General features: G+C 67.6%; 24 protein-coding genes. 16 read left to right on the top strand and 8 right to left on the bottom strand.

The features are described 5' to 3' along the window. Positions 1-146: 146 nt before the first annotated feature. On the top strand, positions 147-1661 hold the full coding sequence (locus H536_RS0118365; protein ID WP_024351840.1) for a UxaA family hydrolase: 1515 nt from the start codon (positions 147-149) through the stop codon (positions 1659-1661). A gap of 93 nt (positions 1662-1754) precedes the next feature. On the opposite strand, the gene H536_RS0118370 is transcribed toward H536_RS0118365, so the two are convergent. From H536_RS0118370 to H536_RS0118385, 4 genes are all read right to left on the bottom strand, one after another. Continuing rightward, complete coding sequence (locus H536_RS0118370; protein WP_024351841.1) at positions 1755-3386, bottom strand: serine hydrolase; 1632 nt, start codon at positions 3384-3386, stop codon at positions 1755-1757. A gap of 105 nt (positions 3387-3491) precedes the next feature. Beyond that, on the bottom strand, positions 3492-4397 hold the full coding sequence (locus H536_RS0118375) for a sugar kinase (RefSeq protein WP_009207950.1): 906 nt from the start codon (positions 4395-4397) through the stop codon (positions 3492-3494). Next, complete coding sequence (uxuA, locus tag H536_RS0118380; protein ID WP_024351842.1) at positions 4394-5608, bottom strand: mannonate dehydratase; 1215 nt, start codon at positions 5606-5608, stop codon at positions 4394-4396. The genes H536_RS0118375 and uxuA overlap by 4 nt, the downstream gene beginning before the upstream one ends. Positions 5609-5678: 70 nt before the next feature. After that, positions 5679-6383: a GntR family transcriptional regulator gene (locus H536_RS0118385; protein WP_029703623.1), complete on the bottom strand. Its 705-nt coding sequence runs from the start codon at positions 6381-6383 to the stop codon at positions 5679-5681. Positions 6384-6462: 79 nt separating this feature from the next. On the opposite strand from H536_RS0118385, the gene uxaC reads away from it, so the two are divergent. From uxaC to kduD, 8 genes are all read left to right on the top strand, one after another. After that, complete coding sequence (gene uxaC / locus H536_RS0118390; protein WP_024351844.1) at positions 6463-7869, top strand: glucuronate isomerase; 1407 nt, start codon at positions 6463-6465, stop codon at positions 7867-7869. A 38-nt stretch (positions 7870-7907) separates the two neighbouring features. Further along, positions 7908-8897, top strand: a complete 990-nt coding sequence (locus tag H536_RS0118395; RefSeq protein WP_024351845.1) for a TRAP transporter substrate-binding protein — start codon at positions 7908-7910, stop codon at positions 8895-8897. 135 nt (positions 8898-9032) lie between these two features. Continuing rightward, entirely contained in the window at positions 9033-9548 is a 516-nt protein-coding gene (locus H536_RS0118400; RefSeq protein ID WP_024351846.1) for a TRAP transporter small permease, read from the top strand. Between the two features lie 8 nt (positions 9549-9556). Further along, positions 9557-10837 carry a TRAP transporter large permease gene (locus tag H536_RS0118405; protein ID WP_024351847.1) on the top strand — a complete coding sequence of 427 codons (1281 nt, stop codon included), beginning with the start codon at positions 9557-9559 and terminating at the stop codon, positions 10835-10837. A gap of 2 nt (positions 10838-10839) precedes the next feature. Next, positions 10840-12321: a mannitol dehydrogenase family protein gene (locus H536_RS0118410; RefSeq protein WP_169513642.1), complete on the top strand. Its 1482-nt coding sequence runs from the start codon at positions 10840-10842 to the stop codon at positions 12319-12321. Between the two features lie 35 nt (positions 12322-12356). Then, on the top strand, positions 12357-12680 hold the full coding sequence (locus H536_RS0118415) for a cupin domain-containing protein (protein ID WP_024351849.1): 324 nt from the start codon (positions 12357-12359) through the stop codon (positions 12678-12680). An 85-nt stretch (positions 12681-12765) separates the two neighbouring features. After that, positions 12766-13590 (top strand): 5-dehydro-4-deoxy-D-glucuronate isomerase, encoded by an 825-nt coding sequence (gene kduI, locus H536_RS0118420; RefSeq protein ID WP_024351850.1) that lies wholly within the window; start codon positions 12766-12768, stop codon positions 13588-13590. Beyond that, a complete protein-coding gene (kduD, locus tag H536_RS0118425) occupies positions 13587-14345 on the top strand; it encodes a 2-dehydro-3-deoxy-D-gluconate 5-dehydrogenase KduD (protein ID WP_024351851.1) in 759 nt (252 codons plus the stop codon). The genes kduI and kduD overlap by 4 nt, the downstream gene beginning before the upstream one ends. Positions 14346-14423: 78 nt before the next feature. On the opposite strand, the gene H536_RS0118430 is transcribed toward kduD, so the two are convergent. Both H536_RS0118430 and H536_RS0118435 read right to left on the bottom strand, forming a co-directional pair. Beyond that, on the bottom strand, positions 14424-15098 hold the full coding sequence (locus H536_RS0118430) for a hypothetical protein (RefSeq protein WP_024351852.1): 675 nt from the start codon (positions 15096-15098) through the stop codon (positions 14424-14426). Positions 15099-15226: 128 nt separating this feature from the next. After that, the gene (locus tag H536_RS0118435) at positions 15227-15982 is read right to left on the bottom strand and encodes a sulfite exporter TauE/SafE family protein (RefSeq protein WP_024351853.1); all 756 of its coding nucleotides are present in this window, start codon (positions 15980-15982) and stop codon (positions 15227-15229) included. A 316-nt stretch (positions 15983-16298) separates the two neighbouring features. On the opposite strand from H536_RS0118435, the gene rplS reads away from it, so the two are divergent. Beyond that, positions 16299-16760, top strand: a complete 462-nt coding sequence (gene rplS / locus H536_RS0118440; RefSeq protein ID WP_024351854.1) for a 50S ribosomal protein L19 — start codon at positions 16299-16301, stop codon at positions 16758-16760. A gap of 94 nt (positions 16761-16854) precedes the next feature. Here rplS and H536_RS0118445 read toward each other — a convergent pair whose 3' ends face one another. Continuing rightward, positions 16855-17100, bottom strand: a complete 246-nt coding sequence (locus H536_RS0118445; protein ID WP_024351855.1) for a DUF2061 domain-containing protein — start codon at positions 17098-17100, stop codon at positions 16855-16857. 210 nt (positions 17101-17310) lie between these two features. On the opposite strand from H536_RS0118445, the gene H536_RS22790 reads away from it, so the two are divergent. Both H536_RS22790 and H536_RS25035 read left to right on the top strand, forming a co-directional pair. Beyond that, positions 17311-17862 (top strand): hypothetical protein, encoded by a 552-nt coding sequence (locus tag H536_RS22790; RefSeq protein ID WP_202814824.1) that lies wholly within the window; start codon positions 17311-17313, stop codon positions 17860-17862. Positions 17863-17967: 105 nt separating this feature from the next. Further along, a complete protein-coding gene (locus H536_RS25035) occupies positions 17968-18159 on the top strand; it encodes a hypothetical protein (RefSeq protein WP_202814825.1) in 192 nt (63 codons plus the stop codon). A gap of 6 nt (positions 18160-18165) precedes the next feature. Here the strand turns inward: H536_RS25035 and H536_RS0118455 are convergent, their stop codons facing one another. Continuing rightward, entirely contained in the window at positions 18166-18702 is a 537-nt protein-coding gene (locus H536_RS0118455) for a DUF421 domain-containing protein (RefSeq protein ID WP_024351856.1), read from the bottom strand. A gap of 403 nt (positions 18703-19105) precedes the next feature. Between H536_RS0118455 and leuC the strand changes: the two genes are divergently transcribed. The 4 genes from leuC (at position 19106) to sdhD (ending at position 22153) form a co-directional block, all read left to right on the top strand. Next, positions 19106-20521: a 3-isopropylmalate dehydratase large subunit gene (gene leuC, locus H536_RS0118465; RefSeq protein WP_024351857.1), complete on the top strand. Its 1416-nt coding sequence runs from the start codon at positions 19106-19108 to the stop codon at positions 20519-20521. 151 nt (positions 20522-20672) lie between these two features. Then, positions 20673-21152, top strand: a complete 480-nt coding sequence (locus H536_RS0118470) for a GNAT family N-acetyltransferase (protein ID WP_024351858.1) — start codon at positions 20673-20675, stop codon at positions 21150-21152. A gap of 216 nt (positions 21153-21368) precedes the next feature. Continuing rightward, on the top strand, positions 21369-21761 hold the full coding sequence (gene sdhC, locus H536_RS0118475) for a succinate dehydrogenase, cytochrome b556 subunit (RefSeq protein ID WP_024351859.1): 393 nt from the start codon (positions 21369-21371) through the stop codon (positions 21759-21761). An 11-nt stretch (positions 21762-21772) separates the two neighbouring features. After that, on the top strand, positions 21773-22153 hold the full coding sequence (sdhD, locus tag H536_RS0118480; RefSeq protein ID WP_024351860.1) for a succinate dehydrogenase, hydrophobic membrane anchor protein: 381 nt from the start codon (positions 21773-21775) through the stop codon (positions 22151-22153). Position 22154: the final 1 nt, after the last annotated feature.

The raw sequence follows: 22154 nt of genomic DNA on the forward strand, positions 1-22154 counted from the left end.
CATATTGATTGCATCCCACAGCGCAATGGCCCCATCGTCGTTCTTGACGATCGCTGCCGCAAGGGCGGCGACGCAAAATGAGGCGGGCAGCGGCGCGGCGAGGTATCCGGTCGATGCGATCGGTCGAGACAGAGGATAGTTCAGACATGTCGACGAATACGGTGCGCCTCGACCCTTCGGACAACGTGGTCACGGCGCTGAAGGCGCTGGAAACCGGCGCCGCGGTCGAGGAGACGACGACGCTCGGACTGGTCCCGCGCGGCCACAAGATCGCCACCCGGGCCATTCCCGCCGGAACGCCGGTGATCAAATATGCGCAGATCATCGGCTACGCCGCCGAGGACATCGCGCCCGGCAGCCACGTCCACACCCAGAATGTCGAGTTCCGCGGCACGGCCCACAATTACGATTTCTCCACCGACCTGCGGCCGGTCGCCATGGTCCCCGAGGACCAGCGCGACACCTTCATGGGCTATCGCCGCAAGGACGGCCGCGTCGGCACCCGCAACACCATCGCGGTGATCACCTCCGTCAACTGCTCGGCGACGGCGGCCCGCAAGATCGCCGAGGCCTTCGGGCCGGAGGAGCTGGCGGCCTATCCCAATGTCGACGGCGTCACCGCCTTCGTCCACGGCACCGGCTGCGGCATGGGCGGCGATGGCGAGGGCTTCGAGGCGCTGCAGCGGATCATGTGGGGCTATGCCCGCCATCCCAACGTCGCAGGGGTGCTGATGGTCGGCCTCGGCTGCGAGGTGAACCAGATCGACTGGCTGCTGGAAGCCTTCGGGATCGAGAAGGGCCCGATGTTCCACGCCATGAACATCCAGGACGTGGCGGGCCTGCGCCGCACGGTCGAGATCGGCGTCGAGCGGGTTCGCGCCATGCTGCCGATCGCCAACGAGGCGCGCCGCGAGCCCTGCCCCGCTTCCGAGCTGATGGTCGCGCTCCAGTGCGGCGGCTCCGACGCCTGGTCGGGCATCACCGCCAATCCGGCGCTCGGCTATGCCTGCGACCTGCTGGTCGCCCAGGGCGGCACCGGCGTCCTCGCCGAAACGCCGGAGATCTACGGCGCCGAACATCTTCTGACCCGCCGCGCCAAGGACGAGAAGACCGGCCGCAAGCTGGTCAAGCTGATCGAGTGGTGGGAGGATTATACCGCGCGCAACAAGGGCTCGATGGACAACAACCCGTCGCCCGGCAACAAGAAGGGCGGTCTGACCACCATCCTGGAGAAGTCGCTGGGCGCCGCGGCCAAGGGCGGCACGACGCCGCTCAACGGGGTCTTTCGTTACGGGGAACCGGTCAATACGCGCGGCTTCGTCTTCATGGATTCGCCCGGCTACGATCCGGCCTCGGTGACCGGCCAGATCGCCTCGGGCTGCAACCTCGTCGCCTTCACCACCGGTCGCGGTTCGGCCGCCGGCTTCAAGCCGTCGCCGTCCATCAAGATCGCCACCAACACCGAGATGTATCGCAAATTGTCCGAGGACATGGACGTCGATTGCGGCCGGATCGTCTCCGAGGGGCTGTCGATCGAGGCCGCCGGCCGCGAGATCTACGAATTGCTGCTGCGCGTCGCGTCGGGCGAAATGTCGAAATCCGAGGCACAGGGTCTCGGCGACTACGAATTCGTGCCCTGGCAGATCGGCGCGACCATGTAGGCAGGACCGTTTGCGGGCGGCCGCTACGGCGGCGCCGCCCGTGCGCGATCCTCGGTGAGCGGCGCAGATCATGTGCGCCGCGCATCCACCGGCTCAGTCCCGGACGAAAATCCCCAGACCCGCCCGGTCGTAATAGTCCAGCGTGACGTCCGCGACCCGGCCATCGTTGTCCGTGCGGAACCGCGCGAGCGATGGCCCGATGGCGTTCTCGCCGATCGTCTCGAAGGTGAAGACGTCGCCGTCATATGCGGTGAGGGCAAAGCGCGTCGGCGCTGGCGCCGGACCGAGGATCATCGACAGGGCGCCATCCTCCGCCTCGACGCGGAGCGGGCCGTAATAGCTGTTTTCGTAGCGGCCGGCATAGGTCTCGAGATCGCGCGGTGCCGCGGCATCGGCAGGTGCCGGCGGCACCTCCGCCGCCTCGAGCTCGGCGTCCCGCTGCGCCGCGAAGATGCCGCCGATGAAGCCCAGCCAGTCGACGGTCTGCTCGCCGTTCTGGACGATATCCATGAAGCTCGCGCAGATCGCCTCCGGCACGCCGATCGGCTCGCCATTGGTGAGGACGACGATGCCGAGTTCCTCGCCGGGAAGCAGCGAGATCGCCGTCGCGGTGCCGAGGTTGAAGGCGCCGGAATGGCCGAGCGTCACCCGGCCCTGATCGTCGATGCCGACGTTCCAGCCCAGCCCGTAGAAGCCGGCGCGGATCGCCGGATCCGCCGGCAGGCGATTGGGCATATGCGGCTGATGGGTCGTCGCCAGGGCGCTTTCATCGATCAGGGTCGTGCCCTCGAAACGACCCTGGCCGAGTTGCAGGCGCAGGAAGCGGGCCATATCCGAGACCGAGGCGCTGGCACCGCCGGCCGGTGCCTCTGCGTCCGCTACGCGTTCGTAGCGCGCCTCCCAGCGTCCCTCGTCCGGCGCGCCGGCCCGCACATGGATCTTCGCCCGGTTGTCATGGCCAGCATAGTCCGCGTTGCGATAGCTCGTGCGGGTCATGCCGAGCGGCCGGAACAGCCGCTCCGTGGCAAGGTCCTCGAAGGGTTGGCCGGCGGCCTTGGCGGCGGCGACCGCACCGGCGGTATAGCCGAGATTGGAGTAGTGATAGGTCGAGCGGAACGGGTCCAGGGGCTGCTGGTCGATCCGCGACAGGATCGTCTCCCGGTCGAAGCCCAGATCCTCGAGAAGGTCGCCCGCCCCCGTCGCCAGCCCCGAACGATGCGACATCAGATCGGTGAAGGTCGCATGGTCGCTGACATAGGGATCGGACAGGGCGAAGGACGGATCGTAGCCGCGCACCGGCTGGTCCCATTCCAACAGGCCGTCGCCAACGAGCCCCGCGACGAGGGTCGAGGCGATGGGCTTCGACAACGAGGCGAGCAGGAAGACCGTGTCGGTATTCACCGGCTCCGGCTCGCCGACTTCGCGCAGGCCGAAGCCCTTGGCGAAGAGCACTTCGTCCCGGTAGACGACGGCGACCGCGACGCCCGGCACGCCGGTCGTCTCCATCACGCCCTCGACGACCCCGTCGAGGCGATCGACAGCCCGGTCCACCTGCTGCCGGTCCAGAAGCGGCGGCACCGGCATGACGGGCGCCGGCAGAAGATTGGCGGGCGAAGGCGACGCGCCATCCTGCGCTATCGCGGGTGTTCCCGGGGCGGTGAGGACGAGGCTGAGGGCGAATGCCGGCAGGGCCAGGTTTCTGAACGAACGCACAGGGCGGATCATCGCAAGGCTCCCTTCACCCGCATCGGACGACCGAACGGGTGAAGCAACCTTACGATGCGGCAGATGCGACAGGAACCCCGCAATCCCGGCAGGGTTTCGGCCGCGTTAACGGATCAGGGCGCCGTAATGGCGAACGACTTCGCCGGCCAGCTCGTGCCCACGTTCGGCCGCCTGCCGCGGTTCGGCGCCGTCGAGGCGCGCGGCGAGATAGCCGGCATTGAAGCTGTCGCCCGCCCCCGTCGTGTCGATGACGTCGGCGACCTTGCGCGCAGCCACGGTTTCGAAGCCGCCCTCCGTCGCGACCAGCGCCGGGTCGGAGCCGTCCTTGACCACCACTTCGCCGGTGCCACAGGCCAGATACCGTCTGGCGGTCGCCTCGGGCGACGCGTCACCGAAGGCCGCGACCTCGTCGGGAAAGCTCGGCAGGCAGAGGCTGGCGACGGCGGCGCCCGCCTCCATCGCCGCCCGCATCACATCCGGCTCGGGCCACAGGCGCGGCCGGATGTTCGGATCGAAGGCGACCAGCTTGCCGGCGGCGCGGGCCGCGCCGAGCATGTCGAGCAGGCGCTGGCGATCGTCCGGCGACAGGATCGCCAGGGTGATGCCGGAGAAATAGAAGGCGTCGCCGCTCGCAGCGGCCGCGTCCAGCTGCGCCGGGTCGGCCGCCAGCAGCTTGGCCGCGGCGCTGTCGCGCCAGTAGGAGAAGCTGCGTTCGGCGCCGTCCAGATGGATCATGTAGAGGCCGGGCATCCGCTCGGGGATGCGGCGGACGAGATCGGTCGCAAGCCCCGCCTCGGTGAAAAAGGCCAGCATCTCGTCCGATGTCGTGTCGGTGCCCAGCGCCGTGTGATAGGCGACGTCCCAGCCCTCGCCGAGCCCGCGCCGCAGGTACCAGGCGGTGTTGAAGGTGTCGCCGGCAAAGCCCTTGCGATAGAGCCCCTCGCCGGCCGAGGACAGCTCCACCATGCATTCGCCGATGGAGACGATGCGCCTGCGGGTCGCCGCGCTCATGCCGGCACCCGATGGGCGGCCGCATCGCCGTCGAGGGTCGCGACCGCGGCCATGACGCCGCGCAGTTCCGCCAGGCCGCGCATGCGGCCGATGACCGGATAGCCCGGATGCGTGCCGCGACCGATGTCGGACAGAAGCTCGTGGCCGTGATCGGGTCGCATCGGGATTTCCGCGTCGGCCCGGCCCTCGGCCCGGCGACGGCGCTCCTCGGCCATCAGAACCCGCACCAGCGCCACCATGTCGGTGTCGCCGGCCAGATGATCGGCCTCCTCGAAGGAGCCGTCGGCGTCCTTGGCGACGTTTCTGAGATGGGCGAAATGGATCTTGTCGGCAAAGCGTGCGGCGATCGCCGGCACGTCGTTGGCCGGATTGGCGCCGAGCGAGCCCGAGCAGAGCGTCAGGCCGTTGGCCGGCGACGGCACGGCATCGAGCACGAAGGCGATGTCCTCGGCATTCGAGACCACCCGCGGCAGGCCGAAGAGCGGTCGCGGCGGATCGTCGGGATGGACGCAAAGCCGCATGCCGGCCTCTTCGGCCACCGGCACCACCGCTTCGAGGAAACGCCGGTAATTGGCCCGCACGTCGTCGCGGGTGATGCCGGCATAGCGACCGAGGATCTCGCGCAGGCCGGCAACGTCGTAGCGCGCATAGGCGCCCGGCAGGCCGGCATTGATGGCAGTCAGCAGCCGCTCGCGATCGGCCGGCGTGGAGGCCTCGAACCAGGCTTTCGCCCGCGCCAGCGTCTGCGGCGCGACGCCGTCGGCCGCGCCCTCGCGCTCCAGCATGAAGACGTCGAAGGCGACATATTCGTGCATGTTGAAGCGCAGGCTGGTGCCGCCGCCCACCACCGGCGCGGCCAGTTCGGTCCGCGTCCAGTCGAGGAGCGGCATGAAATTGTAGCAGACGGTACGGATGCCGCAGGCGGCGAGATTGCGCAGCGACTGGCGATAGGTCTCGAACAGCGGCTCCAGATCGCCGTCACCCAGCTTGATGCGCTCGTGCACCGGCAGGCTTTCCACGACCTGCCATTCCAGGCCGAGCGCCGGGTCTTCGGCGATCAGCGCCTTTCGCGCGGTGATCGCCTCGACCGTCCAGACCTCGCCATAGGGGATCTCGTGCAGGGCATTGACGATGCCCCGGGCGCCGGTCTGGCGGATTTCCGATAGCTGGATGCGATCCTGCGGCCCGAACCAGCGCCACGTTTCCTGCATGTTGCGTCCCCACCCCGGTCGCGTGTCGGGCGCCCTGCGACGCCCCTGTCCTGGCTGACGGCGCGCCGGCTCAGCCCGCGTCGCTGTCGTCGAAATACTGGTCGAACTCGACCCTCAGGCGGACCAGATGGTCGTTGATCCGGCCGAGATGCGTGCGCATCGCAAGGTCGGCCGCCTCGCCATCCCGGGCCTTGATGGCCTCGAAGATCGCCACGTGGTCCTCGTAGACCGCCGGCTGGCCGAAGGCCAGTGACAGGAAGCGCAACCGGTCCATCTGCGCCTTCTGCTCGTCGATGAGCTGCCAGGCAAAGCCGCATCCGGCGCCCTGCGCGATCAGGCGATGAAATTCGTCGTCTTCCAGGTGGAAGGTGTGGCGATCGTCCTTCAGCTGCGCCGCCCGCTGCAGTTCCAGATTGGCCTCCAGCCGGCCGACCAGTTCGCCGACGTCGCGCTGGCAGGCCTCGCGCACCACCGCGACCTCCAGCGCCTCGCGAATGAAGCGGGCGTTGCGGACCTCCTGAACCGAGATCTTCACCACTTCGGTCCGCCGCTGCGGCTGCACGCGCAGATAGCCGGTCCGGGCGAGCCGGCCGAAGGCCTCGCGCACGGGCTGGCGCGACACGCCGAGATGCCTAGCGACCTCGGCCTCCGAAATGCCGACGCCGGGGAGAAGGCGAAGCTCCAGGATGGCCGTGCGCAATTGCGTGTAGACGCTGTCGGCCATCGTGCCCCGGGGCTGGGTCGTGGCGTCCGGGGAAAGGGCTTCGAGAGACATGGCGGACCTTTGTTGACGACATTCGGATACTAGGATACCAGTTTGTTCGCAAGCAATGAAATTCGTGGGTGAGGAACGGATGGCGCTACTGGACGAGGATCGGCTGTTCCCGGCGACGCCGAGGGTGCGCGACATCGCCCGCGCGCTCTACCAGACGGTCGCCGACCTGCCGATCATCAGCCCGCACGGCCATACCGATCCGCGCTGGTACGCCGAGAACCAGCCCTTCCCGGACCCCGCCCAGCTCTTCGTCACGCCCGATCACTACATCTTCCGGATGCTGGTCTCGCAGGGCATCAGCCTTGAGGAGCTCGGCGTGCCCGACGCCAACGGCGTCGCGACCGAGACCGACGGCCGGGCCATCTGGCACCGCTTCGCCAGCCATTATCACCTGTTCCGCGGCACCCCGACGCGGCTGTGGCTCGACCATTCCTTCCAGACCCTGTTCGACATCGAGCGGCGCCTGTCGGCCGAGACCGCCGACTTCTACTACGACCGCATCTCCGAGCGTCTCGCCCAGGATTCCTACCGGCCACGGGCGTTGTTCGAGCGCTTCAACATCGAGGCGATCGCCACCACCGAGAGCGCGCTGGACGACCTCGCCCATCACCGCACGATCCGCGACAGCGGCTGGGGCGGACGGGTGATCACCACCTACCGGCCGGATGCGGTCATCGATCCCGACTTCCCGGGATTTGCCGCCAATCTCGCGCGTCTCGGCGAGATCACCGGCTGCGACGTCGCCAGCTATGCCGGCTATCTCGACGCCCATCGTGCCCGCCGCGCCTATTTCCGCGACTTCGGCGCGACCGCGACCGATCACGGCCATCCGACGGCGCGCACCGCCGATCTGCCCCGCGCCGAGGCCGAGGCGCTGTTTGCCCGCGTCACCGACGGATCGGCCTCCGCCGCCGACCGCGAGACCTTCCGCGCCCAGATGCTGACCGAGATGGCGAGGCTGTCGGTCGAGGACGGCATGGTCATGCAGATCCATGCCGGCTCCTTCCGCAGCCATTCGGACCGGATCGCCGCCGGCTTCGGCCGCGACAAGGGTTTCGACATCCCGCAGCCGACCAATTACGTCACCGCGCTCAAGCCGCTGCTCGATGCGGTCGGGCTGGAGCCCGGCCTGACGATCATCCTCTTCACGCTCGACGAGACCGTCTATTCGCGCGAGCTGGCGCCGCTGGCCGGTGTCTATCCGTGCCTGAAGCTCGGCCCGCCCTGGTGGTTCTTCGATGCGCCGGAAGGGATGAAGCGGTTCCGCGAGCAGGTCACAGAGACCGCCGGCTTCTACAACACCGTCGGCTTCAACGACGACACCCGCGCCTTCTGCTCGATCCCCGCCCGGCACGACGTCGCGCGGCGGGTGGACTGCGCCTATCTGGCCGATCTCGTGGTCACCGGACGCCTCGTGGAGGACGAAGCGTTCGAGGTTGCCCACGATCTTGCCTATCGCCTGGCCAAGGAGGCCTACAGGCTTTGACCGGCGGCTGACGCCGCCATTTCTGGGAGGAAGCAGGCATGAGCATATTCAGGAAAGTCACCGCGACGATCGCGCTGGCGACGATGCTGGCGGGGGCAGCCACGGTCGCCTCGGCGCAGGAGATCCTGCTGCGTTCGTCGGACACCCATCCCGACGGCTATCCGACCGTCGAGGCGGTCAAGTACATGGGCGAGCTCATCAAGGAGCGCACCGACGGCCGCATCGGCATCGAGGTCTATCACTCGGCCCAGCTCGGCGAGGAGAAGGACACGATCGAGCAGACCCAGTTCGGCGTCATCGACCTGAACCGCGTCTCCATGGGACCCTTCAACAACATCGTCGAGGAGACCCAGGTCGTCTCGCTGCCCTACATCTTCCGGTCCATCGACCACATGCACAAGGTGATGGACGGCCCGATCGGCGAAGAGATCCTGGCGGCCTTCGAGCCCCATGATTTGATCGGCCTCGCCTATTACGACGGCGGCGCCCGCTCCTTCTACAACAGCGAGAAGCCCATCAAGTCGATGGAGGACCTGAAGGGCCTGAAGTTCCGGGTCATGCAGTCCGACATCTTCGTCGACATGGTCAACGCGCTCGGCGGCAACGCCACCCCGATGCCCTATGGCGAGGTCTATTCCTCGATCCAGACCGGCGTCATCGAGGGCGCCGAGAACAACTGGCCGAGCTTCGAATCCTCCAAGCATTTCGAGGTCGCCAAGCACTACACGCTCGACGAGCACCTGATCGTGCCGGAAGTCCTCGTCATGTCCAAGAAGAGCTGGGAGAAGCTCTCGCCGGAGGACCAGGAGATCGTCCGCGCCGCCGCCAAGGAGAGCGTCACCAAGATGCGCGAGCTGTGGCAGGCCCGCGAGGCGGAATCGGAGAAGATGGTCCGCGAGGCCGGCGTCGAGGTCGTCAAGGACATCGACAAGCAGCCCTTCATCGACGCGATGAAGCCGGTCTACGAGAAATACGTGACCAACGACAAGCTGAAGGACCTCGTCGCCCGCATCCAGGCGTCCGAGTAGCAGCCTTCGCGGGACCGGCGGCGCAAGGCCGCCGCCGGTCCCGATCCTGTCTTCGCTGCGTCCCGCCGAAACGGCAGCGGGCGAGCGTCCCGCCGGCTCGCCCCGGCCGTTCCCGTCGCAGGTTGACCCCGCTCCATGCGTCACTTTCTCCTGACGATCGAACCGTTCGTGCGCCGGCTGGCGCGGACCGCGCTCTGGGGCGCGGGCATCGGTCTCGTCACCATGACCCTGATCATCTTCTGGCAGGTCTTCGCCCGCTACGTGCTGAACGACAGCCCGAGCTGGACCGAATCCACCTCCGTGCAGCTCATGGGCTGGTTCATCTTCCTGGGCGCCAGCGTCGGCATCCACGAGGGCTACCATCTCGGCTTCGACGTCCTCGTCTATGTCGTGCCGGACAACGGCAAGAAGGCCCTGCGCACCATCTCGGACCTCGCCGTCCTCGGCTTCTCGCTGGCGATGATGGTCTACGGCACCGAGCTGATGGCCGGCACCTGGAACACCACCATCCCGACCCTCGGCCTTCCCGGCGGCACCACCTTCATGCCGCTGATCGTCGGGGCCGTCCTGTCCATCCTCTTCACGGCCAACCGCATCCTGCGCCGCTTCAGCGGGCTCGAGAATGCCAACGCCTTCGCGATTTCGGACTGAGCCCGACCATGGATCTATTCATCCTCTTCGGAAGCTTTGTCTTCCTCCTCCTGATCGGCACGCCGATCGCCTTCTGCCTCGGCATCGCGTCGCTGGCGACGGTGATCTACATGGGCATCCCGCCGCTGATCGTCTTCCAGCGGCTCAATTCCGGCCTCAGCGTCTACGCGCTGCTCGCCATTCCCTTCTTCATCTATGCCGGCGACCTGATGGTGCGCGGCGGCATCGCCTCGCGGCTGGTGGCCTTCGCCGGCTCGTTGGTCGGCCATGCCCGCGGCGGCCTCGGCCAGGTCAATGTCGCCGCCTCCACCCTGTTCGGCGGCGTCTCCGGCTCGGCCGTCGCCGACGCCTCGGCGATCGGCGGCCTGATGGTCCCGCAGATGGAAAAGCGTGGCTACAGCGCCGACTACGCGGTCAACATCACCGTCGTCTCGTCGATCATCGCGCTCTTGATGCCGCCGTCCCACAACATGATCATCTATTCGATCTCGGCCGGCGGCTCGATCTCCATCGCCGACCTGTTCACCGCCGGCATCGTCCCCGGCGTCCTCCTGGCCGGCGTCCTGATGTTCGTTGCCTGGCGCGTCGCCATCAGGCAGGGCTATCCGACCGAGACCTTCCAGGGCTTTCGCACCGTCGGCGTCCTGTTCCTCACCGCCATTCCGGGCCTCCTGCTCATCGCCATCATCTTCGGCGGCGTGCGCTCGGGCATCTTCACCGCCACCGAGAGCTCCTGCGTCGCCGTGGTCTACGCGGTGCTCGCCACCATCGTGTGCTACCGCACGCTGAGCTTCGCCTCCTTCGTCGAGGCGACGCTGGGCGCCGTGCGCACCACCGCCATGGTGCTGCTGATCATCGGCGCCGCCGCCGCCTTCGGCTGGCTGCTCGCCTATCTGCGCGTGCCGGCCGAGCTCGTCGCCTTCATGAAGAGCGTCTCCGACAACCCGATCGTCATCCTGTTGATGGTCAACATCATGCTGCTCGGCCTCGGCACCTTCATGGACATGTCGCCGCTGATCATCATCACGACGCCGATCTTCCTGCCGGTCGTGACCGCCTATGGGGTCGACCCGGTGCAGTTCGGTGTGATCATGGTGCTCAATCTCGGCATCGGCCTGTGCACCCCGCCGGTCGGCGCCGTGCTCTTCGTCGGCTGCGCCATCGGCCGGATCTCGGTCTGGCAGGCGATGCGCACCATCTGGCCCTTCTACGGCGCCGCGCTCCTCGTGCTCGGCTTCGTGACCTACGTCCCGGCGGTGTCGCTCTGGCTGCCGTCGCTGTTCAAGTGAGCATGATGCAAAGACTGTCGCTTTCGACCCTCCCGTCCCTGCCCCAGGCCGTCCGCCGGCCGGCCTACGATCCGAGCCGGACCACCACCGGCATCGTCCATCTGGGGGTCGGCGCGTTCCACCGCGCCCATCAGGCCGTCTATCTCGACGACATCCTCGCCACCGATCCGCAATGGGCCATCGCCGGCGCGTCGCTGCGCCGGGCCGACATGCGCGATGCCTTGGCGCCCCAGGACAATCTCTTCACCGTCGCCTTCCGCTCCGGCGAGGGCGCGCAGCTGCGGGTCATCGGGTCGCTGAAGGCGATCCATGTCGCGCCGCAGGACCCCGAAGCCCTTTTGGCGCAGATGTGCGATCCGGCGGTGCGCATCGTGTCGCTGACCATCACCGAGAAGGGCTATTGCCACGATCCGGCGACCGGCGACCTCAATGCCGCCCATCCCGACATCGTTGCGGATCTCGAAAACCCGCGCGCGCCGACCACGGCGCCGGGGCTGATCGCCGAAGCGCTGCGACGCCGGCGCGAGGCGAACATCGTGCCCTTCACGGTGATGCCCTGCGACAATCTTCCGTCCAACGGCGAGACCACCCATCGCATCGTTTCGCAATATGCCACCCTGATCGGCGGTGACCTCGCGCGTTTCGTCGAGAACGACGTCGCCTTCGCCGGCACCATGGTCGACCGCATCGTGCCGGCCACCAGCGATGGCGACATCGCCGAGATCACCGCGGCGCTGGGCGTCGAGGATGCCTGGCCGGTGGTCAGCGAACCCTTCGGCCAGTGGGTCATCGAGGACCGCTTCCCGACCGGCCGGCCCGACTTCGCCGCCGTCGGCGCCGAGATGGTGTCCGATGTCGAGGGCCACGAGCGCATGAAGCTGCGCATGCTCAACGGCGCCCATTCGACCCTGGCCTATCTCGGCTATCTCGGCGGCTACCAGACCGTGGCGCAGGCGATCGCCGACCCGGCCTATGAGGCGCTGGTGCGCGGCCTGATGACCGAGGAGGTGATGCCGACGCTGCAGATGCCCGGCACCGATCTCGGCGGCTACCGCGAGGCGCTGCTGGCGCGCTTCCACAATCCGGCCCTGCAGCACCGCACCTGGCAGATCGCCATGGACGGCTCGCAGAAGCTGCCCCAGCGCCTGCTCGGCACGGTCCGCGACCGCATTGCCGCCGGGGCGCCCTTCGAGCGCCTGGCGCTCGGCGTCGCGGCCTGGATGCGCTACGTCACCGGCACCGACGAGGCCGGCGCGCCGATCGACGTCAGGGACCCGCTGGCCGACCGGCTGCGGACCATCGGCGAGGAGGCCGGCCGCGATCCGGAGCGGCTGGCCGCGGCCTATCTCGGCATCGGCGACGTCTTCGGCGCCGATCTGCGCGACCATCCCGAATTCCGGCGCGCCGTGACCGCGGCCCTCGCCGCATTGCTCACCGACGGCGCCGCGGCCACCGTGGCACGTACCGCCCATTCGCCCCGCTAGGCGCCTGCGCTTGAGGCACCGCAAGGAGACAGACCATGAGCACGATCGTTGAGACACCGGGCGACTGGACCCAGGTCGACGCCAGTACGCGGCGCCGGATCCTGACCCATTCGCCGGAGATGATGGTCGTCGAGGTGGAGTTCCAGCCGGGCGGCTGCGGCCCCGCCCATTCCCATCCGCATCTCCAGGCGACCTATGTCCGGCAGGGCGTCTTCGACTTCACCATCGCCGGCAGGACCCGGCGCGTGACCGCGGGCGACAGCCTCGTGGTCCCGTCCAACGCCGTGCATTCCTGCTTTTCGGCGACTGGCGGCACGCTGATCGACATCTTCACCCCGGCTCGCGAAGACTTCCTCTAAGCCGGCTAAGACACCACCGTTTCTGTCCCGTGCCGGGCTCGCGTCCGGGGCGACGGCGGAGCCATGTCCAGAACGGAGACATCCCATGACGATCGAGACACGACAGGCGATCGACCCGCGTCACGCCCGCACCTTCGACACCGCGCAGCTGCGCGCCGAATTCCTGATCGAGCAGCCCTTCGTGCCGGGCGAGATCAATTTGGTCTACAGCCATTACGACCGGATGATCGTCGGCGGCGCCGTGCCGTCCGCCGGCGACCTCGTGCTCGACAGTGCCAAGGAGACCGGCACGCCCGGCTTTCTCGACCGCCGCGAGGCGGTGATTGTCAATATCGGCGAGACCGGCACGGTGGGCACCGGCAGCGGCAGCCATGAACTCAACCATCGCGACATGCTCTATGTCGGCCTTGGCGACGGCCCGCTGACCTTCTCCGGCGCGGCGGCGCGCTTCTACATTCTCAGCGCCCCCGCCCATCGCCATTTCGACACCAAGCTGGTGACGATCGATGCCGCCAAGCGCGTCGATCTCGGCGCCGCCGCCACCTCCAACGACCGCTCGATCTTCCAGTTCGTCCATCCCGACGTCATGGAGAGCTGCCAGCTCGTCGCCGGCATGACCACGCTGCACGGCGGCTCGGTCTGGAACACCATGCCGGCCCATGTCCACGACCGCCGCTCCGAGGCCTATCTGTATTTCGACCTGCCCGAGGATGCCCGCGTCTTCCACATGATGGGCGAGCCGTCCGAGACCCGGCACCTGGTGGTGAAGAACGAGCAGGCCGTCCTGTCGCCGCCCTGGTCGATCCACAGCGGCGCGGGCACGGCGTCCTACACCTTCATCTGGGCGATGGCCGGCGACAATGTCGACTACAAGGACGTGGACATGGTGGAGATGGGAGACCTGCGATGAGTTCGGGCTTCGACCTGACCGGCAAGCGCGCCTTCGTCACCGGCGCCAATACCGGCATCGGCCAGGGCATCGCCGTGGCGCTGGCGGGGGCCGGCGCGACGGTCGCCTGCGCCGGGCGCTCGCCCATGACCGAGACGCTGGAGATGATCACGGCCGCTGGCGGCAGCGGCAGCGAACATCTCGCCGACCTGTCCGACAAGACGGCCGCCGTGGAGCTCTACGAGGCCGCGGCGCGCCAGGACGGCCCCTTCGACATCCTCGTCAACAATGCCGGCATCATCCGGCGGGCCGACGCTGTCGATTTCAGCGAGGCCGACTGGGACGATGTCCTCGACCTCAATCTGAAGACCGCCTTCTTCCTCTCCCAGGCCTTCGGCAAGGCGGCCATGGCCGACGACCGCCACGCGGCGATCGTCAACATCGCCTCCGTCCTGTCCTTCCAGGGCGGCATCCGGGTGGCGAGCTACACCGCCTCCAAGCATGGCATCTGCGGCCTGACCAGGCTGCTCGCCTGCGAATGGGCCGCGCGCAACGTCAACGTCAACGCCATCGCCCCGGGCTACATCGTCAGCAACAACACCGAGGCGCTGCGCGAGGACCCGGACCGCTCCGCCGCGATCCTCGGGCGAATTCCGGCAGGGCGCTGGGGCGAAGCCTCCGACATCGGCGGCGCGGCGGTGTTCCTTGCCTCCGACGCCGCACGCTACGTGCACGGCGCCGTGCTGCCGGTGGATGGCGGCTGGCTGGCGCGCTGACGCACCGCGCCTGCCTGAAACGACAAAGGGCGGCGCCGACATGGCACCGCCCTTCTCCGATCCGTCTGACGACGTAAGTTACTTCGCTGGCTTGGCCGCGTCGTCCCCGGTGCCGGGCGTGGCCTCGGCCGGAGCCGTCGCGGGAGCATTGTTATCCTGGCCCGCCGCACCGGTCTCGGCGGCGCAGCTCTCCGACGTCGCCTGCAGGAAGGCGAAGATTTCCTTCTGGTCGGGCTCGCCGACGCGGCCGTCGCCCAGCATGCGCTCGGCCACCGGCGGCGCCACGACGCTGGCGATCAGATAGTCGCGCTGCGGCGCCGACAGATCCTCCATCGCGGCCTCGCCGAGGCAGGTGCAGGCGGCCGGGCTCATCTGCTTCATCTGGACGCCGCAGAGACCGGCGATCATCTCGACCTGGTTGTCGTCCGACACCCGCGGCAGCTCGAACTTCTCGCCGACCTCGTTGCTCGGCGCGACGGGAGCGCGCTTCGCCTCCTCGTCGGTGACGGCAGAGCCACCCGGCGCGCCGGACGCGGTTGCGTCGCTGGCCTCGCCGCCCGAGGCGGCCGGGGCTTCGGGGGTTTCGGTCGCCGCCGGCTCGGTCGGCGTCGGCGCGCCGGCCGTCGATTCCACCGCCGGCTTCGCGTCGCTGCCCTCGGCCGGCGTCCCGTCCTGGGACTGGGCAAGGGCCGGCGCCGCCGTCAGTGCAAGGAAGGTGATGCCGGCAAGGGCGACGCGTGTCGTTCTGATCATGTAGTCCTCCGAATTTGGTCGTACCGGCCGTTCTGACGGGCCGTTCAGCGGTGTCCCGTGGGACAAGCTAGGGCCTTTGACCCCGCCTGTCAGGATGGCGAATCGCCCCCTCCCCGGAGCGATCCGTTTCAGCCGATCCAGAAATAATAGCCGGCGAGAATCAGGCCGATGGCGATGACGAACAGCCGCACCGCGATCTGCGGCACCCGCTTGGCCGCCCAGACGCCCGCATAACCGCCCAAAGCCACGCCCGGTATCATGGCCAGCGCGCCGGGCCAGTCGACGACGCCGCCGGAGACGAAGACGATGATCGCTGTGATGGCGATGACGTTGGCGAGAAGGTTCTTGATGGCGTTCAGCCGGTGATAGTCGCCGCCTTCGGTGAGGCCCAGCGTCGCCAGCATCATGATGCCCATGCCGGCGCCGAAGAAGCCGCCATAGATCGAGGTGAAGAACTGGACGATCGGGCTGGCGAGATTGCGCCCCTCGGCCGCCGCGTCCTGGTGCTTCGGCTTCGGCTTCAGCCAGGGACCGGCCGCAAACAGCGCCGTCGCGCCGAGCAGCAGCCAGGGCACCACGGCCGAGAACTGCTCGTTGTTGAGGTAGAGCAGGAACAGCGCGCCGCCGAGCGACCCGATGGCCGAGACCACCGCCAGGACGAGGACGCCGCGCCACATCTTGGCGAAGTCCTTGCGATAGGCCAGCGTCGAGGTGATGTAGCCCGGCAGCTGGGCGATCGACGACGTCGCATTGGCGACGATCGACGGCACGCCGATCAGGGTCAGCGCCCCGAAGGAGATGAAGGTGCCGCCACCGGCGACCGCATTGATGGCACCGGACACGAAGCCTGCGAGAAACAGGAGGGCAATGACGAGGACGGACATGCGAGAAGACCTTGGAGCGCCGGCCGCATGCCGGCATGGCGAGCGGTGGCCTGAAGCGGGAACGACGCGCGCGCGGCCGCACGGCATCGTCACAAGGGCTTCGCACGATCCCCGCGGAGCGACAAGGCAGAGGCGTCTTGTGCCGCTTTGCGCACGGATCGGGACGGATTCCGACCGGTTCTTCGCTCGCAGCTAGTGACAAGCCGGCCAAAGCGTTGTATGGGCACCACCGATTTCCTCAGAATAACTTGACCGTCCCGGCGGCCATGTCGGCTGAGACAAACTCATCCGGCATGAAACGAATTGAGGCTATGCCATGAACATCATCTCTGAACTCGAGGCCGCCGAGGCCGAACGGATCAACGCGATCCGCACCATTCCCGAATTTTCCGCCGGCGACACGCTGCGGGTGAACGTCAAGGTGACCGAAGGCACGCGCACCCGTGTGCAGGCCTATGAAGGCGTCTGCATCGCGCGCTCGGGCGCCGGCATCCAGGAGAACTTCACCGTTCGCAAGATCTCCTATGGCGAGGGCGTCGAGCGCGTCTTCCCTGTGTATTCGCCGATGCTCGATTCGGTCGAGGTCGTGCGCCGCGGCAAGGTGCGTCGCGCCAAGCTCTATTACCTGCGCGATCGTCGCGGCAAGTCGGCCCGTATCGTCGAGGCCACCAACGTCCGTGCGCGCAAGCTGAACGACGAGGCCCGTCAGGTCGCCGTCGCCGAGCGCGACCGCGCCAAGGCCGAGAAGCAGGCTGCCAAGGACGCAGCCGCCGAGTAATCGGCAGCAGACAGTTTCGTCAGAATTTCAAAGCGGCCTCCGGGCCGCTTTTTTTGTGCGTGGATTCGAAGGCAGGCAGGGGCACCGGGGCGGGTCAGGCGCGGCCGTGGCCGAGCCCGTCGTCACGGTCGTCGCCGGCCGGGTCCCAGCCCCATTGGACCCGCGCCCACAGGCGCTCATGCAGGAGATAGACGCAGAAGCCGACGCCGCCGGAGGTGACGGCCAGGATGCCGCCCGATGTCAGCGATCCGGTGAAGAGATAGCCAAGGGCCGACATGGTCACCAGACCGAGCCCTTGCCAGGAGGCGGCTTTGGTCAGGCTGCGCATGCGGGTTTCCATGGCTGAAATCTCTCCTGTGCGGGCGGGGGCTGCGCGACGGGCAGCGTCGCCGGTTGTCATGGGCGGGACACGAACGGCTTCGAGCGTGGCTCCACCATCCCTGCGGCCCCCTTTCCATAGCCGGCTCACACGGTCCGGGGTATTCCGTGAATTCTCATGGCTGAAGTCACGTTCGCAGATTTTATCCGCAAGACGTGATAAACTTCACGGATGATGGACAAGCGCCACCGCTCCCGGCTGTTTCGCGAACGTCTCGCCAGCGCAATGACCGCGACCGGCATGACCAAGAGCGCCCTCGCCCGGGCGAGCGGCGCCGACAGGTCCACCGTGTCGCTGCTGCTGTCATCCGACGACGGCCGGCTGCCCAATGCCCAGTTCGCCGCCGAAGCGGCCTCGGCTCTTGGCGTCTCGTCCGACTGGCTGCTCGGCCTGACCGATCGCCCTGAGCGAGCGGCCGAGATGCTGCAGGCCTCGATGCGGATCGAGGAAGCCGCGCGGGCGCCCTCCGACGAACTGATCTTCCGCTGGCACGAGGAAGCCCGCGGCTACAAGATCCGCCATGTGCCGGCGACCCTGCCCGACATGCTGAAGTCGGAAGAGGTGCTGCGGTTCGAATATGGCGACTTCCTCGGCCGCACCTCCGACCAGGCGATCGCCGACATGCGCGACCGGCTGGACTATCTGCGGGCTCCCGACACCGACTACGAAATAGCCATGCCGATCGACGCGCTGGAGGGATTTGCCGCGGGCGAAGGCTATTGACGCGGCCTGCCGGCGGCCGAGCGCCGCGCCCAGCTCGACCGTCTGCGGCAGCTGACCGAGGAGCTCTACCCCTCGCTCCGGCTCTATCTCTTCGATCGGAAGAAGGTGTTCTCGGCACCCGTCACCGTGTTCGGGCCGCTGCAGGCGATCATCTATGTCGGGCAGTTCTACCTCGCCTTCCGCGAGCGGCGGCAGGTGCTGGAACTGACCCGCCACATTGACGGCCTGATCCGCGAATCGGAGTTCGAGGCCCGGCACACCCCGGCTTTCATCCGCAAGCTGGCCGTCCCGGACTGACGCGGGTCAGCCGTTGGCGGTCAGCTCCGAGGCGTCGGTGCGATCGTTGACCGTGCGCAACGTGTCCGCTGGCTCCGAACCCTTGCCCAGCACGCTGAACGACCCGTCGGTCTCCAGCACCACCGCCTCCACATTGGTCATGGCGGCATGGCCGCTCGAGCGCATCGCGGCGATCACCTCGTCCTTGGTCACCCGCTCGTGGCGCAGGGCCGGCGCCAGAAACCGGCCGCGAAAGAACAGCAGCGTCGGCTCGGCCTTGATCATGTTGCGAAACCGCGCCGAATAGAGCGACGCGCTGGCCACGCCGTATTGCAGCGCGCACAGGAGCAGGAACGCCACCAGCCCTTCTGTCAGGGTCACGTCCTTGCTCAGGAGCACCGTGGCCAAGGTTGAACCCAGTGCCACCGTCACCACCAGGTCGAAGGCGTTCATCTTCGACAGGGTGCGCTTGCCGGTGATCCGCAACAGGAAGACGAGGCCGGCATAGGCCAGCGCCCCGACGATCACGATGCGGAAAAGGTCGTACCAACTGTCGAAGAACATGATCGCTCGGCTTTGTCCGGGTTCGGTTCTGGCACCGGGGATCGCGAAGCGCCCCGACATGCCGCTTGCAAGAGCCAATCGCCGAAGCGCGCGACGGTTCCCGCCGCCATCGCAGGAAAGCGCAGGCGTGGGCACTGCGCCCCGATTGTCACCTGCCGTCGCAATCGCTATTTTGTGCCCATGCATCGGATCCGGGACATGAAGGCGCGTCGACGCCTGCCGACCAGCGAGGGCTTCGCCAAGCTCTCCGACCACGCGCGGCTGCCGGGACGTTTCTTCTATCGCCTGTTCGCCGCCGACGGCCTCTAGGCGCCAGGATGCGAGGGCCGCGAGCCCCCCGCCCATCGTTTCATCCATGCACAGACCGGCCGGAGCGTAACGCCCGCCGGAGAAGGACCAACCCATGAGCCAGGCCAAACCGCGCACCCTCTACGACAAGATCTGGGACGAGCATCTCGTCGCCCAGCAGGAGGACGGCTCCTGCCTCCTCTATATCGACCGCCATCTCGTTCACGAGGTCACCAGCCCGCAGGCCTTCGAGGGCCTGCGCCTGACCGACCGCAAGGTCCGCCAGCCCGAGCGCACCCTCGCCGTCGTCGACCACAACGTGCCGACGACCGCCGACCGGGTGAACGGCATCAAGAACGAGGAAAGCCGCATTCAGGTCGAGGCGCTGGCCAGGAACGCCGCCGATTTCGGCATCGAATATTACGACGCCGCCGATCGCCGCCAGGGCATCGTCCACATCATCGGCCCCGAGCAGGGCTTCACCCTGCCCGGCATGACCATCGTGTGCGGTGACAGCCACACCTCGACCCATGGCGCCTTCGGCGCGCTCGCCCACGGCATCGGCACCTCCGAGGTCGAGCACGTGCTCGCCACCCAGACGCTGATCCAGTCCAAGGCGAAGAACATGCTCGTCCAGGTCGATGGTGCGCTGCCCGACGGCGTGACGTCGAAGGACATCATTCTCGCGATTATCGGCCAGATCGGCACCGCCGGCGGCACCGGCCACGTCATCGAATATGCCGGCGAGGCGATCCGCGGCCTGTCGATGGAAGGTCGCATGACGATCTGCAACATGTCGGTCGAGGCCGGCGCCCGGGCCGGCCTGATCGCGCCCGACGAGACCACCTATCGCTACATCGAGGGCCGTCCGCGCGCGCCCAAGGGCGAAGCCTTCCAGATGGCCGTCGACTACTGGCGCAGCCTCGCCTCCGACGAGGGCGCCCATTACGACAAGATCGTGCATCTGGACGCGGCGAACCTGCCGCCGATCGTCTCCTGGGGCTCCTCGCCCGAGGACGTCGTCTCGATCGATGGCGTCGTGCCGGATCCGGCCGCCATCGAGAACGAGAACAAGCGCAAGTCCAAGGAGCGCGCGCTGGAATATATGGGCCTGACGCCGGGCACGAAGATGACCGACATCAAGGTCGACAAGATCTTCATCGGTTCCTGCACCAACGGCCGCATCGAGGATCTGCGGGAAGCCGCCAAGGTCGTCGAGGGCCGTCGCATCGCCGAGGGCGTGTCGGGCATGATCGTGCCGGGCTCGGGCCTGGTGAAGGCGCAGGCCGAGGAAGAGGGCCTCGACGTCATCTTCAAGGATGCCGGCTTCGAATGGCGCGAGGCGGGCTGCTCCATGTGCCTCGGCATGAACGAGGACCGGCTCGAGGCCGGCGAGCGCTGCGCCTCGACCTCGAACCGCAATTTCGAGGGCCGGCAGGGCTACAAGGGCCGCACCCACCTGGTCTCGCCGTCCATGGCGGCGGCCGCAGGCATCGCCGGTCACTTCGTCGACATCCGCGACTGGCGCTAGGAACGAGCCGCGTCGCCGCCAAGCGGCGACGCATCGCCTTTGACCACAGGCCTGCAAGGGGCGGTACCGGCAACGGGGCCGCCCCTTTCGCGTGCATCCTGCCCCGCGTCACAGGCTTGACGCCCGCCGCGTTCCGGTCGACACAGACCGGATGGAAATTCCGGCCCCCGATATCGACATTGAGCGCCTGCGGCTGGGCGATGCGCGCGATCTGGCGCCGCTGATCTCGGCCTATAACCAGTCGCTGTTTCGCGGCCCGCCGGGCGCGCCCGACACTTACTATGCCGAGCAATTGCTGCAGGACCGCACCGCCGAGGTGCTGGGCGCGCGGCTGAATGGCCGGCTCGTCGCCTTCGTGATCTTCTACGACCTGCCGGATGTGTGGACCGGCATGCGTTCCGGCCTTGCCGATCATATCTATGTCGACCACCAGCATCGCCGGAAGGGCATCGCCAAGGCGATGATCGATCTTCTCGCCGAAGAGGCCGACGGTCGCGGCTGGTCGAAGCTGGTGCTGCACGCCCCGCGCACGCCGGGCACCGGACGCGGTCTCTACGAAAAGGTCGCCGATCCGGCCGACTGGGCGAGCTACGTCATCCGCTTCCGCGACCGCGATCCGTCCGAGCGCTGATTCGCCGCGCGCATCGGCTCTAGCGGCGACCCGCCCGTCGCGCGCCTTCTTGCCGCGCCTAATCGATTAAGCCGAACCGCCCCCAGCGATCCCGCGCCCAAAGGGTTGCTTTCGCAATTGCGATAAGCCTTTTAGAAGCGTTCCGATCGCTGTAGGGGAAGGGCAACCCGGCCCCCGCGCACAGCGCCTGGCCAATGCGAGGACAAGAAGGCACCCATGTCCGACCTCAAGACTGCGCGGCCGCTGTCGCCGCATCTTTCGATCTACCGATTCCGCCCGACCATGGCGATGTCGATCCTGCACCGCATCACCGGTTCGGCGCTCTATGTCGGCACGCTGCTCTTCGTCTGGTGGCTGGTCGCCGCCGCGAGCGGCCCGGAGGCCTTCTCCTACGCCTCGGCCTTCTTCGGCTCGATCATCGGCCGCATCATCCTGTTCGGCTACACCTGGGCGCTGCTCCACCACATGTTCGGCGGCATCCGCCATCTGATCTGGGACACCGGCATCGGGCTCAGCAAGGAGACGTCGACGAAGCTGGCCCAGGCCACCCTCGTCGCCTCGCTTGCGCTGACGCTGATCCTGTGGGTCGGCATCGTGGTCTTCGGCTGAGGGATATTTCCATGACTGAGATGAGAACCTCGCTTCGCCGCGTCCGCGGCCTCGGCTCCGCCCATGAGGGCACCGGCCATTTCTGGCAGCAGCGCCTGTCGGCGATCTCCAATCTGGTGCTGATCACCGGCTTCGTGATCCTGCTGATCGTCCTGCACGACCAGCCCTATGCCGAGGTCCGCGCGGCCCTCGCGCATCCGCTGGTGGGACTGCTGGTCGCACTGACCGTGATCTCCTTCACCTACCATATGCGTCTCGGCATGCAGGTGATCATCGAGGACTACATTCACGGCACGACCAAGCTGCCGCTGCTGATCCTCAACAATTTCTTCGCCATCGCCATCGCCGTCGCGAGCCTGTTCGCGATCGCCCGGATGAGCTTCGGAGTCTGAC

It is taken from the genome of Aurantimonas coralicida DSM 14790, from assembly GCF_000421645.1.
GTDB lineage: Bacteria > Pseudomonadota > Alphaproteobacteria > Rhizobiales > Rhizobiaceae > Aurantimonas > Aurantimonas coralicida.